The following is a 14,512-nucleotide window of genomic DNA, read 5'->3' as shown; positions in this document are numbered from 1 at the left end:
AAAAAGAATACTAAAATTCTAAAACGGGATCATAATTGCTTAAAAATATCCCAAAAAGAACCACAAAACACTAAAATTTGGCAAGAGACCTTATTGGGTTGGGACCAGTAAAAATATAAAAACACTCAAAAACAAAAAGCGGATGGAGATCTTATGACCTACACATCCGCTAATCTTTTTATAGACCATTTTAAGTCTACTTTTTCAGTGCCCTCGTGAAAACTGGAAGGTTTTTTTTTATTCTCTTATTTTCCCAAAACCTATAATAAATGTCATCATCCCGACTGTAGCATAGCGAAAAAGAGAAATCTAATTAGACATATTTTGTTTTTTTGAAAACGAAAGTTCCTGTTTTTATGGCGGCCTTCTGCCCTGCTATCCCTACAAGTCCTCACTCATGCTTCGCTCCGGGCTTTTCGTACTATCAGGTTTATTGAACGAGGGTTTGTGGTGCTTGGCTCAGATCAAAACTCGCAGGTTTTTGAAAACCTGAAGGTTTACTCTGCGCGGAATTCCAGAATATCGCCTGGCTGGCAATCCAAAACCGTACAAATTGCTTCCAGTGTTTCAAAACGGATTGCTTTGGCCTTACCCGTTTTCAATATTGATAAATTAGACATGGTTATTTCTACCCGCTCACTTAATTCTGTAAGCGACATTTTACGCCGGGCAAGCATTACATCCAGATTTACGATTATAGCCATTTCCCGTTGCGCAATTAAATAGTAAGGTCGTTTTCTTGTTTAATCAATACCGCATCTTTGATAACTTTGGATAAGATGATAATTATAAGGCCAATAAATATTTTAGAAAAATCTATAGGCCCTCCGAAATTAAGGCTCATTCTTACACCATTAGAATAGTATTGACCAATTAATGCCTGAGTATCTAAACTTACAGCAGGTATAATTATGCTAAAGGCGTAAATAAAAGAAAAGTTTAATATTTCCTGTATTAAGAACAATATCCCTAACCACGATATAAGATTAAAACTTCCGGTATTTAAAAAATTATTATTCAAGTAGTTATTAATCAACTTTATTAGCATAACAAATATCACTACATAAAAAGATAGTTGAATAAAATAATATAACCCCCAAAAAAAGGTGTCGCTTTTTTCTTTCGAATTTACCTTAATCATTACATTACCATTAAAAACAATACGATTAGAAATCTTAACCGGAGATTGATCGCCCCAAACCTTCAACTTATTCACCACCCTCCTTTCAATTAAAGAGTCGTGAGGTTTCTCGAAGCTTGTTTTTTCTAAGTCATTAAAAACACTCACTGTTGATGTAACATTACCAGTTTTTTTATACTCGGTTACGGTATCTGGTATCGATAAACTAAGGCTCATGGGTAATAAATAACCTTTTTCATAGTCGCCAATTGTTCCGCTATTAGATATTTTTATGTAACTCTTGTATCCGAAAAGATTACTACCTACTTGTAAAAATGTAGTAAAAACCATCAGGATAATACCCAATATTAAAAACACCCTGACTATCCTTGCAAATATTTTGTATTTCATATCTATATTGTTAAGTCATTTTCCTGTTTAAGCTTTCTGGAGTAAGAAAGCAGCTCGTAAATTATGCTGAGTATAACAACAAGAGAAACACCCCCTAAATTGTAATCGCCGGCATCGTTATGAAGATATTTAAAAGCTTTCCCTGTCAAATCCTCCACGTAACCCTGAATCAGAAATAGGAATAGAAATTTTAAAGCAAAAAACAATATTGCACCTGCACCTACAAATTGCCACAACGTATTTTCTGTCAGATTTTCGAGCCATTTTGGCCTTTTATAAGCTATGAGCAGAATTATGCTCCCGATAATGAGATAAAAAACCGCATTGGCAAAAACCTGATCAGCTCCGTCGTTCGAAAGCAAAACAGCCTGTATCAAGGTTGGTTTAAACTGGTATGCCCCAAAATGGCTGTTAATAAATTTAGCCTCACCCATCGTTTTAACTTGCGCTGCAGCATCATTTTCTACCAGATTAACAGAAAGCGCTCTGGCATTGTAATTACTTACAGCAATAATTAAATGATTAGCAATGGAAACCAATGCAATAAAAACCAGGCTAAACCCGGCATACCTGAAAATTTTTAGAAGTTTATTCATAAGGGCGTTAAATTGGTTTATTGATTACAATAAATATTAAAAGTATTGTCTTACTGACAGAAAATCCTGCCTGCTTAAGTTACCTGAAAATACAAGCTTGTATTTCTTAATACAAGAATCGGAAAACTTAAAAACGTCATAATAATTCAATTATTTATCGCACAAGTATAAACTAAAAATTATTATAAATCAAAACATATTTATTGTTTTACAATAAATAATATTCGAATAACAATCATTACTCGCAGAAAACAATTTTTAGTGACATAATTTTATTTGGAATGATTTTTGCTGTAAGTAAAACTGTAAAAATCTTGTGCAAACGATAACATTTTCAGCATATTATCCTTTCGGATTGCTATACTATTTCGTAACTTTGCACACTCAATAATTAAAGAGCACACAAAACGTATAAATGAGACAACTCAAGATAACGCAATCCATTACCAATCGTGAAAGCCAATCGTTAGATAAATACCTGCACGAAATTGGTAAAGTAGATTTAATAACAGCAGAAGAGGAAGTAATTTTAGCAAGGAAGATTCGTGAGGGCGATCAGGCTGCATTAGAGCGATTAACTAAAACCAACTTACGTTTCGTTGTATCTGTTGCAAAACAATACCAAAATCAGGGTTTAACTTTAGGTGATTTAATTAATGAAGGTAACCTGGGCTTAATTAAAGCGGCAAAACGTTTTGATGAGACCAAAGGTTTCAAATTCATTTCTTATGCCGTTTGGTGGATTCGTCAGTCGATTTTACAGGCTATTGCCGAGCAAAGCCGTATTGTACGTTTACCTTTAAACCAGGTAGGTTCGTTAAGTAAAATCAGTAAAGCTTTCTCTAAATTAGAGCAGGAATACGAACGCGAGCCATCTCCAGAAGAACTTGCTGATATTTTAGAAACTACAGTGGATAAAATTTCGGACACTTTGAGTAACTCTGGCCGTCACGTATCAATGGATGCTCCTTTTGTTCAGGGTGAAGAAAATACATTATTGGATGTATTAGAAAACCACGAGCCAAACACAGATAGCTCATTAATTAACGAATCTTTATCAGAGGAAATTAAACGTTCACTTTCTACTTTAACAGAAAGAGAAAGAGAAATTATCGTTTTATTCTTCGGCTTAGGTTCTAATCACCCGCTTTCTCTTGAAGAGATTGGTGAGAAATTTAACTTAACACGCGAGCGTGTTCGTCAGATTAAAGATAAAGCGCTACAACGCTTACGTCATACCTCAAGAAGTAAGATTTTGAAATCTTATTTAGGATAAGCAAGATATCTTCTATACAAAAAAGGTCCCGATTTTTGATCGGGACCTTTTTTGTGCTTTGCTTTTGATCCGATTGCAGAACCTTAAGGATTTCTCGACTTCGCTGTGCTCCGCTCGAAATGACGACCTGCTATTTAGGATAACGCCCCCTCCCCCTCATGCGTCATGCTGAATTCATTTCAGCATCTCACCCTTTAAAAACTGGAGAGCCTAAAATAAATCCCATAGCTATCGGATTTGTTTCAGCTCCATATAAAACCTGGAGCCCCTGAAATAAATTCAGGGTGACGCTCTTTTTCTCAGGGTGGCGTGTTCTATGTTTGTTTCCGGTTTAAAACAACAAGTGTTTCACGGTTAAACCGTTATTAATTAACTGTTTTAACGAATCGATACCAATGTGCAGATGCGTTTCTACATATTTTTCGGTAACGCTGCTATCGCTTTCAGCGGTTTTAACGCCTTCCGGTATCATTGGCTGATCGGAAACCAATAACAGTGCACCTGCAGGTATTTTATTGGCAAATGCTGTGGTAAAAATGGTCGCAGTTTCCATATCTACTGCCATTGCCCTTAATGTTTTTAAATACTTCTTAAATTCCTTATCGTGCTCCCAAACCCTGCGGTTGGTGGTATAACAGGTTCCCGTCCAGTAATCGCGACCATAGTCACGTATTGTAGTCGATATCGCTTTCTGCAAGGCGAAGGCCGGTAATGCAGGTACCTCTGCAGGCAGGTAATCATTCGATGTTCCTTCTCCCCTGATTGCTGCGATTGGTAGAATAAGATCACCCAACTGGTTTTTCTTCTTTAAACCGCCGCATTTACCTAAAAACAAGACTGCTTTTGGCTTAATCGCTGTTAGTAAATCCATCATGGTTGCTGCCAGCGGGCTACCCATACCGAAGTTAATTATCGTTATTCCATTGGCAGTAACACTCTGCATTGGCTTATCTAAGCCCATAATCGGCGCGTTATCGTTCCACTCCGAAAACATGGTTACATATTTACTGAAATTGGTAAGCAGAATATAATCGCCAAACTGATCTAAAGGCCTGCCCGTGTAACGCGGCAACCAGTTTTTTACAATCTCTTCTTTCGATTTTAATCCGGCTTTAACCGGAGTTTCTACTTCTTTTACTTTTTTTGCTTTCTCTACTGCAGCTTCGTCTTTCTTTACGTCTTTTTCTTCGTTCATATCTTTTAGCATTGAGCATGGCGCATAGCGCTTAGCGTTAAAAAATGATGTATTATAAAAAATCCCTCCCGAATTACGGGAAGGATTTGATTTTTTTTAAGCGGCCTGCAACTTTTTAAAGTCAGCCTTTTCAAATTTTTCTATCGCGTAATCGAGATTGATATGCAATTCCTTGACATCCGTCTGGGTAGGTGTATCAAACATGGCATCAAGCATAATCGCTTCGCATATTGATCTTAAACCACGTGCACCCAATTTATATTCCATTGCTTTATCCACAATAAAATCTAAAACCTCATCATCAAACACTAATTTAACATCTTCGTAAGCAAAAAGCTTAACATATTGCTTAATTAATGAATTTTTAGGTGCCGTTAAGATATTTCTCAGCGACTCTTTGTCTAATGGATTTAAGTGCGAAAGCACCGGAATACGGCCAATCAACTCTGGAATTAATCCAAAAGATTTCAAATCCTGAGGTGTAATATACTTATAAAGATTTTTAAGATCTAAAACTGTTTCATCTTTCTTTACTTTGTAACCTACAGCCTGTGTTCTTAAACGGTTGGCGATTTTACGTTCAATGCCATCAAATGCACCACCGCAAATAAAGAGGATATTATTGGTGTTTACCGGGATCATTTTCTGATCAGGGTGCTTACGCCCTCCCTGAGGTGGAACGTTTACCACAGTACCTTCTAAAATCTTCAATAAAGCCTGTTGCACACCTTCACCCGATACATCGCGTGTAATAGATGGATTATCGCTTTTACGGGCCACCTTATCTACCTCATCAATATACACAATACCGCGCTCGGCAGCAGTTACATCATAATCTGCAGCTTGAAGCAAACGGGTTAAAATACTCTCTACGTCCTCTCCTACATAACCGGCCTCAGTTAAAACCGTTGCATCGCAGATACAGAAAGGCACATGCAAGATTTTAGCGATAGTTTTAGCTAATAAGGTTTTACCTGTTCCTGTTTCTCCCACCAACATGATATTCGATTTCTCGATCTCAATTTCGTCTTTATCAACCTTTTGGTTTAAACGTTTATAGTGGTTATAAACTGCAACAGCTAATACTTTTTTCGCATCATCCTGACCAATTACATACTGATCAAGGTGTTGTTTAATTTCAAGAGGCTTTAATAAATTTATCGCCTCCTGAATATTTTTCGTCCCTTTGGTTCCTAGCTCCTGCGCAAGCAACTGATTGGCCTGGGTAACGCATTTATCACAGATAAACGCATCCATACCTTCAATTAACATTAAAGTTTCATGCTTGCCAGAATGGCAGAATGAGCAGCGGGATTCTTTATTTTGTTTCGCCATTTTTATTTGCGTTTCTCGATAAAACTTCATCAACCATACCAAACCCTTTTGCCTCATCGGCAGTCATCCAGTAATCGCGGTCTGAAGCTTTCTCTACCCAGTCATAAGACTGTCCAGAGTGCTCTGAAATTATATCGTATAATTCTTTTTTCAATTTCAACATTTCCCTTAAGTTGATCTCCATATCAGATGCCACACCTTGTGCACCTCCTGATGGCTGGTGAATCATTACTCTTGAGTGTGGTAAAGCAGCCCGTTTACCTTTAGCACCTGCTACCAATAAAACAGCGCCCATTGATGCTGCCATACCGGTACAAATTGTAGCTACATCCGGCTGAATGTACTGCATGGTATCGTAAATACCTAAACCAGCATATACCGAACCGCCCGGAGAGTTAATATAAATCTGAATATCACGTTCTGCATCAGCCGATTGCAAGAATAACAATTGCGCCTGGATGATGTTTGCATTCTGATCATAAATCGCATCACCTAAAAAGATAATACGGTCCATCATTAACCTCGAAAATACATCCATTTGAGCAACGTTTAACTGACGTTCTTCAATAATATATGGCGTCATATTCTGAGGGTTCAGATTAGCCTGTGCAATAAATTTATCTACGTGTAAACCGCCAATTCCCTGATGTTTAACGGCAAATTTCCTGAATTCTTGTGAGTCTATGTTCATTATTTGAGTTTTTTAGCAGAGGGCATAGCGCTGAGCGCTCTTGTTCCCCATCGTTTCGTGAATAATATAAACCAAAATATAAATAATATTTCAATTATATCTTGTTTAGACAAAGAGTATACCACATGAAAATCACTGACAATATAGCACGCTCTATTTCAAACTTTTCGAAAAATTAGAAATCATCCTGGCTAAAATATCTAAATCTTCTAATAACTCAGCCAAATCCTTGTCAGAAACCAACATCCTTAAATTCAATACCAGTAGAATATTGGCATTTTCAAATACAGATCGGTGGGCAAAATTTAAAAATCTTTTAAAATCAGGTATTGAATTAGAACCCGAACCTTCTGCAATATTATTAGATACGCTAAGAGCAGCTCCTCGAAGCTGCTCTGCGAATCTAAACTTTTTTATTTCTTCTAATTTTTCAGAAATATCTAATAATCTATTACCTGTAAAAACAGCTCTTTGCCAAATTAACAGGTCTTGAAATCTAAATTTTGCCATTCAGCAAAATAAGATTTTTTATTTGCGTCTACAATCAGACAAAATGCATCAGGTAGTTCCCTGTACACCATGCCCTATGCTAAGCGCTCTATGCTTTATCAAGCGCAATAAACTTATCGTAATCGATGTCTTTTTGCTCTAAAGTAACGATGGTTTTAATTTGTTCGAAAGTTTTTAAAGCTTTAACCTCTTCGAAAACACGGTTTGCATTTTCTTTTTCCTGTAAGAACTGAACAGCATATTGTGCTAATTGATCTTCAGGAAGCGGGCTTGGGCTATACATTCTGAACTGCGCATCTAATTTAGCTTTAGCAGCCTGTACAACATCTTCGTATTTAATTTCGATGCTGTTATCTTTAATGATTTTGTTTTCGATTAAAGTCCATTTCAGGTTTTTAGCGAAATCATCATAACCTTCAGCTAATTCTTCGTCAGTTAATTTCTCGTTTGTTGCTTTTAACCAACGACGTAAAAACTCATCAGGCAATTCGAAAGTGTGTTTCTTTAAAAGATCTTCGTAAATATCGTTTGATAATTTACGCTCAGCATCTTGTTTAAACATGCTTTCTACTTCTTCAGTAATTTTAGTTCTGAAACCAGCTTCGTCAGTTACAGTACCTTCACCGAATAATTTATCGAAAAACTCCTGGTTTAAATCTGATTCTTCTAAACGGTTTACGTTTTTAACTGAAAGTTTGAAGCTAGATTTTAAATCAGCTGCATCTTCTTCAGAAATGTTTAAAGCTTTAGCTACAACTGCAGCATCGTCGAATGCTTTTACTAAATCTACAGTAACTTCATCTTCTTTCTTTAAACCTACTAATGATTTAAGGATTTTCTTGTCTTTAATCAGGTCTAAACGAAGTGTTGCAGTGCTTGAAATACCGCCCTCGAATACAGCACCATCGGCACCTAACTGGGTTAATTCAGCGTAAAGTACGTCACCTTCAGCAGATACTTCAGGGTTAGTCATTTTACCATAGCTACGACGGATATTTTTGATACGGCTTTCTAAAGTTTCTTTATCAGCTTTAACCACATATTCGGTGTATTTATCTTTAGATGAAACGTTTACATCAAAAGCAGGTGCTAAACCTAATTCGTAATCAAATTCGAATTCGTCGGTGTTATCCCATTTAAATTCGCGCTCATCATCCATTTGTGGTAATGGCTGACCTAAAATTTCTAATTTCTGCTCAGCGATGTAGTTCGATAAAGTATCGTTTAACAAATTGTTAACCTCTTCTACCAAAATGCTTTTACCGTACATTTTTTTAATGTGAGCAGCAGGAACCATCCCTTTACGGAAACCAGGTAATTGTGCTTTTTTAGCTTGATCTTTAATGGCTTTTTCTACTTTGCCAGAATAATCAGCTGGTGCGATTTTGATTTTTACAACAGCATTTAAGTTGCCGGTTTTTTCCTGTGTAATATTCATTTTTTAGCGATTGAGATATGCAATTAGCGCCTAGTTTAGCAATATGAGATTTAAGATAAATAACATATACTACTCCAGATTAAACAGCACATCAATTTTTATTAATCAATGTTTTAAAAAACAAAACCGTTCCGATGTTAAATCGAAACGGCCTTTATCTTGTTGTGCGGAAGAAGGGACTCGAACCCCCACGCCGTGAAGCGCCAGATCCTAAGTCTGGTGCGGCTACCAATTACGCCACTTCCGCAGTTAGGATGTTGTAAGGACTGCAAAGATAGAAACAAGATTGAATAATCAAAAGGCATCGGCAACATTTTATAGATTATTCTTTCAAAAAAGTGCTAACTCACTAATTTTTAAGGAGAAAATTTTTCACAATAAGGGCTCTTAATACATTTTCTATCTAATTGGTGGTATCTGCACCGGTTTTTTAGCGTCTATTTCGGTTGGTGAGGACACCAACCGATAGAAAAATGTCACTTGGCTATCAGAACGGTTATACCTACTGGTCGGTGTCCTCACCGACCAGCCTTTCACAGCTATTTCATTAGCGGAGACAACAGCTGATAGACCTGGGTATAAACCATAAAAAAAATCCACAGAAGATTTGAAGAAATAGCACGGATAGTGAATCGGTTAACCAGGAAGCCCTTACTTGAGATTTCGTGTTAAAATATAAGCGAACCTGGAAAAAGAATAAAACCAAAGTCTATCGTAAAAATAGGCAAATAATAGTTTCATCCCAGCACCAGACAATTCAATTCAAATGATAAATACATATCCAATCCTTACAGGGAAAACAAATTGTAAATTCAATAGCCCATAATCCTTAGAAAACTTAGACAATCCTATCAGATGACTCTTTTTTTAACAACTGTTTCATTAGCGGAGACACCATGCTATTGACCATAAAAAAAACCGTTCTGGATTATCAGAACGGTTTTTAAATTGTTGTGCGGAAGAAGGGACTCGAACCCCCACGCCGTGAAGCGCCAGATCCTAAGTCTGGTGCGGCTACCAATTACGCCACTTCCGCATCTCAGGATGTTTAATGCGTGCAAAGATAGAAATTAGATTGAATAATCAAACTTTATTACGCCGTCAGAAAACATAAATTAATCACAGTTTTCTCGCACTTAACTTCAGCCAAAAAATGAAAACACTGTGCTGCTGAGAGATAGCAACCTCATTAATTACTTCCGATGCATAATCGGCTAAAAAAATATTTTCACTTTTTTTATCATGGCAATCAGGTCAACCATCAAATTCAGGTTTTAAGGACTTAAACAAGGGAACCTCCCTTATGCTGTAACCTAGAATTTAATGAGGGTTACATCGATCAGCTCTGGGCCACCATCAACCGGATAACCAGCTACTTTTTTCCCTTTTACAGTAACATCTTTATTCAGGTAATTATCGAAGTTAATACTGGCACTTTTTAATGCATAGGTTTTATTTTCAGCTTTTAGTAAATGGGTACCGTACTGGAAGGTTGACATGCCCAATTTTTCTATTTTACCACTTACAGTTATAGTACCAGCACTTTTGCCATTATTCATTGTTGTACAGCCCGAAAGTGCTGCAACAAACAGGGATAGGATTAAGATTTTTTTCATCTGTATAAATTTATTTTCAATTGTGATGAAGCTACCAGATTTATTCATCCCACTGTGTGGTTTGAAAAATCATAGTGGTTTCATGATAGTTAAGATGTAATATTTAAATATGCTACAATTTAAGAAAATTAAAGCAGGAGCCTTAATATAATTCCTTTTGAAACTCAAAAAAGTATTGCACCGCTTTAACCAGCCTGCTGCCATACCAGCTAAACATTTCGCCGTCTACCAGCATAATTCTGGCATTCGGTACCGCAGCCTGTATTTCTTCGATATGTTTTTCGGCAAAAGGATAAGGCTCTGAAGAAAGCAGAATCAGTTCGCAATTTGAAGTTTTCAGTTCCTCTAGTGTTAGTTCCGGGTAGCGTTCAAGGTTGATTACGTTTGTCATACCGTTGGTTAACAGCATATCGTTAATAAAAGTATTTTTGCCTGCTGCCATGTAGGGCTTCCGCCAGATCAAATAAGCTACTTTTTTATCAATATGATGCTGTGCAGCCAGTGTTCTCAAATCGCTGAATCCGGCAGAAATTAAATGGTTTAAATAACCGGCTTCAGGCTCGCGGTCTACCAGTTCACCGATCTGGCCAATGGTTTTCATGGCATCATCGAGGGTAAAAATATCGCTCATCCACACCGGAAAATAACTTTCAAGCTCTTCGATATCGCTCTGCGTATTTTCTTCTTTATTGCCAATGATTAAATCGGGCTTTAAATCTTTAATCAGATCGATATTCAGCTTTTTGGTTCCGCCAACCTTAGTGCGTGTGGCAAATTTCTCTATCGGATGAATGCAAAATTTAGTTAAACCGATAATTTCGGTATCCAGGCCGAGATCGAATAGCAGTTCGGTTTGAGAAGGAACAACAGAAACAATCCGTTTCGGCGGAAAATTAAAGGTAATTTCCCGCCCCATCTGGTCGGTAAATGTTTTTTGCATGGAGCAAAGTTAATTTAACCACAGATAAAAATGATAAACACAGATAGAAATTGTTACCATTCCAAATCTGCACTTATCCTCAGTCATTTATTTAAATAATGAAATGGATCTAACTTAATACCGCCACATCTTCTTTTACCACACCATCGGCAATGTGCAATATCCGGTTTCCGTATTGCGCGTTCTTTTCTGAGTGTGTTACCTGAATAATGGTGATCCCCTCTTCTTCGTTGAGTTTTTTAAACAAGCTCATGATTTCTTCAGCCTGTGCCGACTGCAAATTCCCAGTAGGCTCATCGGCCAAAATAATCGACGGCTGTGCAGCCAATGCGCGTGCAATGCCTACCAGTTGCTGCTGACCACCTGACAACTGATTGGGAAATAAATCCTTTTTAGCCACAATATTAAAACGGTCGAGCAAATCGGCTATCCTGCTGGCGCGCTCGGAACTTCCTACTTTCTTATATAAAAGTGGCGCTTCAATGTTTTCGTAAACCGTCATTTCATCGATTAGGTGGTATGCCTGAAATACAAAGCCGATGTGGTTACGATAAAGTTCGATGCGTTTACGCTCGTTTAAACTGGTTACATCTTCGCCAAAAAAGTTATAGGTACCATAAGTTGGTTCTTCTAACATGCCGATGATGTTGAGCAAAGTAGATTTCCCGGCACCGGAAGGCCCCATAATGGAAACAAATTCGCCCTGATTAATGGTTGTGGTTACCAAACGTAACACATAATTTTTAACGCCTTTGTTGGCGTAATACTTTTCGATATTGGTAAGTTGTATCATAATTTTTAGCGTTGGGCGCAGAGCGGTTGGCGTTTGGCGAACTTATCGCTTATCGCCAAACGCTATACGCAGGTCTTATTCATATTTAAGTGCATTTACCGGATCGCCGACCGCGGCTTTTCTTGCCTGTATACTTACGGTTAAAACGGCTATAATAATTGAAATAACAGTGGCTAACATAAATGGATAAACCGGCATATCTATCCGGTAGGCAAAGCCTTCAAGCCATTTTTTGACTAAAATATAGGCTATAGGCCAGCTGATTAAATTAGCTACTATTACTAAAATTAAAAAGGATTTATTTAAAAGGTTTACAATCTGGATGTTCGATGCTCCCAAAACTTTTCTAACCGCAATTTCTTTCGTGCGGCGTTTTGCTACAAAGGTAGATAAGGCAAACAAGCCCAGTAAAGATAAGGAAACTGATACAACGCTAAACAGCACGATCATGTTCATAAACCGCCTGTTCTCTTCCAAAATTCCAGAAAAGGCCTCATCCATAGATTGGTATTGCAAAGGAAAATCGGGATAAAGCTTTTTCCATTCGGTTTCTATTTTATCGATAATTCCTTTATAGTTTTTGGTATCGAACCTTACCAGCAGGTTATTGGTATTTGAGGTACCCCCTAAGCTGGTTACTTTATAAACGGTAGGTAATACCGCTTTATCGAAACCCTCATTGTGGTAATTTTTAATTACCCCAACAACCTGAAAGGTAATGGTTTTACCCTGATAATCGACTTTGCCATAGGTTTGGCCAACCATATTTTTACCCAGCAGGTTAGCTGCAGCTTCGTTAAGTACAACTGAATTAATGGTATCCTGCTTATATTCTTTAGTAAACAAACGCCCGGATATTAACTTTACGCCAAGAGTTTGCAGGGCATCCATGGTAACGGTAACGCCATTCAGGTTAACTTCACGGCCCTTATAAATAATTTCACTTTTGTTGTTAAAGGCATTTCCCATTACCTGGGTGGTAGTAGAAACATATTGAACACCCGGAATACGCCTTATTTTATCGGCAAAATCCTGATCATAGCCGGTTTGAAGGTTAATGAGTTTATCGCGTTCGAATCCCAGATCTTTACTGCTGATGTACCTGGTTTGCATTTGCATCACCCCAATGGCAATAATAAAGGTTACAGAGATTCCGAACTGAAAAACTACCAGAATATTACGCAGCACAATTCCTTTCAGACTGTTTTCGTAATTGCCTTTAAGCACCGAAACGGGATGGTAGCCAGATAATACCCAAGCCGGATAGAAACCCGCCAGAAGTGTGACCACCACAAAAACTGCCACAAGCTGCCATGCAATACAAAAAAAATGTTGGTTATGCCAGAAAGTTAGCTCGACATTAAACTGGTGATTAAATGCCGGCAACAACACTTCGATCAAAATAACACTTAAAAAAAGTGAAACTACACTTTGTAAGGCAGATTCGATTAGAAACTGCATAACCAATTGCTTTTTGTAAGCGCCAAGTACTTTTTTTACACCAACTTCTTTGGCTCTCTGAACAGATTGTGCCGTAGCCAGGTTAACAAAATTGATAATAGATACGAGCAGTAAAAAAATAGTAATCCCTATTACAGGTTTTAATTTATTTATCCAGTTAATTGCAAAAGGAGGATTGGCATGAACTTCTTTTAAGGGAATGGCCTTAAGCCCTGGTGTTTTTCCGTTTTTATAAACGTCGTTAAAATTTAGTTTTTCTGCTGCTAAAGATTTCTTTTTAAAATCTACATATACTTTTTGCAAACTTTTATTGGCCGGTAAGGTATCGATACGATCAGCCGATTTTGCATATACCTGATTGTAGTGCGAGCTACCAATCTGATCGGGGTCGTGGTCCTGATCGCCGGTATGGCTTATTGCGTTAAAGCTTACACTTTCGGGGGTAGTCGCATCAGCAATTACACCGGTTATTTTCAATGGTGTACCTTCATCATTGCGCCATCTAACCAGTTTAAACACTTTACCCAACACCCTGTCAGTTCCATAGAGCTTAATGGCCAGGTTCTGCTTTAGCACTACTGTATTGGGCTCTTTTAAAGCCGTTTTTTCGTTACCCTGAATGAATTTGTAAGGAAAAACATTGAAAAACGCAGAATCGGCATCTTTAATTCCCTTTATTAGGATCGGATCGGCATGATCTATTTTAACAGAAAAGCCATTCCCCCACTCCTGATCCACTTTGGTAACCATGGTAAACTGCGGTACATTTTCTTTTATTAAAGCCGCAACCCTCGAATTACTGATTTCCTGCCAGTGATCCTGATTATCGGGCGTAAAAAAGCTATGTTTTTCTCTGATCTGGTAAACATTTTTTAAATCAGCTGACCAGGTATCGTAACTTTCTTCGTGATTAATATAGAGCAACATCAATAAGAAAGCGGTTAACCCAAGGGCCAGTCCGCCGATGTTAATGGCTGCATACACCTTGTTTTTAAACAGGTTTCGCCATGCGATTTTTAGGTTGAGTTTGAACATTTCTTTGGATCTGGGGTATTGAGTATTAGGTATTGGGTATCAGGTAGCAAGTAATAGGTATCAAGTATTGAGAGGGCTTTTCGCTTTGGTCTTTT

The 14,512-nt window shown here is 37.6% G+C and carries 13 protein-coding genes and 2 tRNA genes; 1 reads left to right on the top strand and 14 read right to left on the bottom strand.

Annotation, left to right across the window (positions count from 1 at the left end; translation table 11 throughout):
- Positions 1 to 497: 497 nt before the first annotated feature.
- The 3 genes from HWV58_RS23800 to HWV58_RS23790 are packed head-to-tail and all read right to left on the bottom strand — an operon-like array spanning position 498 to position 2,127.
- Entirely contained in the window at positions 498 to 704 is a 207-nt protein-coding gene (locus HWV58_RS23800; protein WP_175636504.1) for a helix-turn-helix domain-containing protein, read from the bottom strand.
- Between the two features lie 14 nt (positions 705 to 718).
- Positions 719 to 1,531 (bottom strand): DUF2975 domain-containing protein, encoded by an 813-nt coding sequence (locus tag HWV58_RS23795; protein WP_175636503.1) that lies wholly within the window; start codon positions 1,529 to 1,531, stop codon positions 719 to 721.
- 2 nt (positions 1,532 to 1,533) lie between these two features.
- Positions 1,534 to 2,127, bottom strand: coding sequence for a hypothetical protein (locus HWV58_RS23790; protein ID WP_175636502.1), 594 nt, complete (start codon positions 2,125 to 2,127; stop codon positions 1,534 to 1,536).
- A 415-nt stretch (positions 2,128 to 2,542) separates the two neighbouring features.
- On the opposite strand from HWV58_RS23790, the gene HWV58_RS23785 reads away from it, so the two are divergent.
- Positions 2,543 to 3,403: a sigma-70 family RNA polymerase sigma factor gene (locus HWV58_RS23785; protein WP_010601359.1), complete on the top strand. Its 861-nt coding sequence runs from the start codon at positions 2,543 to 2,545 to the stop codon at positions 3,401 to 3,403.
- A 331-nt stretch (positions 3,404 to 3,734) separates the two neighbouring features.
- Here HWV58_RS23785 and HWV58_RS23780 read toward each other — a convergent pair whose 3' ends face one another.
- From HWV58_RS23780 to HWV58_RS23730, 11 genes are all read right to left on the bottom strand, one after another.
- Complete coding sequence (locus tag HWV58_RS23780) at positions 3,735 to 4,598, bottom strand: AMP nucleosidase (RefSeq protein WP_175636501.1); 864 nt, start codon at positions 4,596 to 4,598, stop codon at positions 3,735 to 3,737.
- A 96-nt stretch (positions 4,599 to 4,694) separates the two neighbouring features.
- Complete coding sequence (clpX, locus tag HWV58_RS23775; protein ID WP_175636500.1) at positions 4,695 to 5,933, bottom strand: ATP-dependent Clp protease ATP-binding subunit ClpX; 1,239 nt, start codon at positions 5,931 to 5,933, stop codon at positions 4,695 to 4,697.
- Entirely contained in the window at positions 5,917 to 6,624 is a 708-nt protein-coding gene (gene clpP / locus HWV58_RS23770; protein ID WP_039476959.1) for an ATP-dependent Clp endopeptidase proteolytic subunit ClpP, read from the bottom strand. The genes clpX and clpP overlap by 17 nt, the downstream gene beginning before the upstream one ends.
- A 153-nt stretch (positions 6,625 to 6,777) precedes the next feature.
- On the bottom strand, positions 6,778 to 7,134 hold the full coding sequence (locus HWV58_RS23765; RefSeq protein WP_175636499.1) for a four helix bundle protein: 357 nt from the start codon (positions 7,132 to 7,134) through the stop codon (positions 6,778 to 6,780).
- Positions 7,135 to 7,222: 88 nt separating this feature from the next.
- Positions 7,223 to 8,572, bottom strand: a complete 1,350-nt coding sequence (gene tig, locus HWV58_RS23760) for a trigger factor (RefSeq protein WP_175636498.1) — start codon at positions 8,570 to 8,572, stop codon at positions 7,223 to 7,225.
- 165 nt (positions 8,573 to 8,737) lie between these two features.
- Positions 8,738 to 8,819, bottom strand: a tRNA-Leu gene (locus HWV58_RS23755).
- A 707-nt stretch (positions 8,820 to 9,526) separates the two neighbouring features.
- Positions 9,527 to 9,608 (bottom strand) — tRNA-Leu (locus tag HWV58_RS23750).
- Positions 9,609 to 9,885: 277 nt separating this feature from the next.
- Complete coding sequence (locus HWV58_RS23745; RefSeq protein ID WP_175636497.1) at positions 9,886 to 10,188, bottom strand: hypothetical protein; 303 nt, start codon at positions 10,186 to 10,188, stop codon at positions 9,886 to 9,888.
- A gap of 142 nt (positions 10,189 to 10,330) precedes the next feature.
- A complete protein-coding gene (locus HWV58_RS23740; protein ID WP_175636496.1) occupies positions 10,331 to 11,128 on the bottom strand; it encodes an ABC transporter substrate-binding protein in 798 nt (265 codons plus the stop codon).
- Between the two features lie 109 nt (positions 11,129 to 11,237).
- Complete coding sequence (locus HWV58_RS23735; protein WP_175636495.1) at positions 11,238 to 11,921, bottom strand: ABC transporter ATP-binding protein; 684 nt, start codon at positions 11,919 to 11,921, stop codon at positions 11,238 to 11,240.
- Positions 11,922 to 11,996: 75 nt separating this feature from the next.
- Positions 11,997 to 14,417: an ABC transporter permease gene (locus HWV58_RS23730; RefSeq protein WP_175636494.1), complete on the bottom strand. Its 2,421-nt coding sequence runs from the start codon at positions 14,415 to 14,417 to the stop codon at positions 11,997 to 11,999.
- Positions 14,418 to 14,512 lie beyond the last annotated feature (95 nt).

Source organism: Pedobacter ghigonis, from assembly GCF_903166585.1.
In the GTDB taxonomy this organism is placed as follows: domain Bacteria; phylum Bacteroidota; class Bacteroidia; order Sphingobacteriales; family Sphingobacteriaceae; genus Pedobacter; species Pedobacter ghigonis.
The sequence above is the reverse complement of the archived record's forward strand: the minus strand, read 5'-3'. Positions and strand labels throughout refer to the sequence as shown.

Bases quoted from the DNA above. Each gene is read 5' to 3' on its own strand.
- HWV58_RS23780 (WP_175636501.1), bottom strand. From the start codon at position 4,598: ATGAACGAAGAAAAAGACGTAAAGAAAGACGAAGCTGCAGTAGAGAAA.
- HWV58_RS23790 (WP_175636502.1), bottom strand. From the start codon at position 2,127: ATGAATAAACTTCTAAAAATTTTCAGGTATGCCGGGTTTAGCCTGGTT.
- tig (WP_175636498.1), bottom strand. From the start codon at position 8,572: ATGAATATTACACAGGAAAAAACCGGCAACTTAAATGCTGTTGTAAAA.
- HWV58_RS23730 (WP_175636494.1), bottom strand. From the start codon at position 14,417: ATGTTCAAACTCAACCTAAAAATCGCATGGCGAAACCTGTTTAAAAAC.
- clpX (WP_175636500.1), bottom strand. From the start codon at position 5,933: ATGGCGAAACAAAATAAAGAATCCCGCTGCTCATTCTGCCATTCTGGC.
- HWV58_RS23795 (WP_175636503.1), bottom strand. From the start codon at position 1,531: ATGAAATACAAAATATTTGCAAGGATAGTCAGGGTGTTTTTAATATTG.
- clpP (WP_039476959.1), bottom strand. From the start codon at position 6,624: ATGAACATAGACTCACAAGAATTCAGGAAATTTGCCGTTAAACATCAG.
- HWV58_RS23740 (WP_175636496.1), bottom strand. From the start codon at position 11,128: ATGCAAAAAACATTTACCGACCAGATGGGGCGGGAAATTACCTTTAAT.
- HWV58_RS23735 (WP_175636495.1), bottom strand. From the start codon at position 11,921: ATGATACAACTTACCAATATCGAAAAGTATTACGCCAACAAAGGCGTT.
- HWV58_RS23765 (WP_175636499.1), bottom strand. From the start codon at position 7,134: ATGGCAAAATTTAGATTTCAAGACCTGTTAATTTGGCAAAGAGCTGTT.
- HWV58_RS23800 (WP_175636504.1), bottom strand. From the start codon at position 704: ATGGCTATAATCGTAAATCTGGATGTAATGCTTGCCCGGCGTAAAATG.
- HWV58_RS23745 (WP_175636497.1), bottom strand. From the start codon at position 10,188: ATGAAAAAAATCTTAATCCTATCCCTGTTTGTTGCAGCACTTTCGGGC.
- HWV58_RS23785 (WP_010601359.1), top strand. From the start codon at position 2,543: ATGAGACAACTCAAGATAACGCAATCCATTACCAATCGTGAAAGCCAA.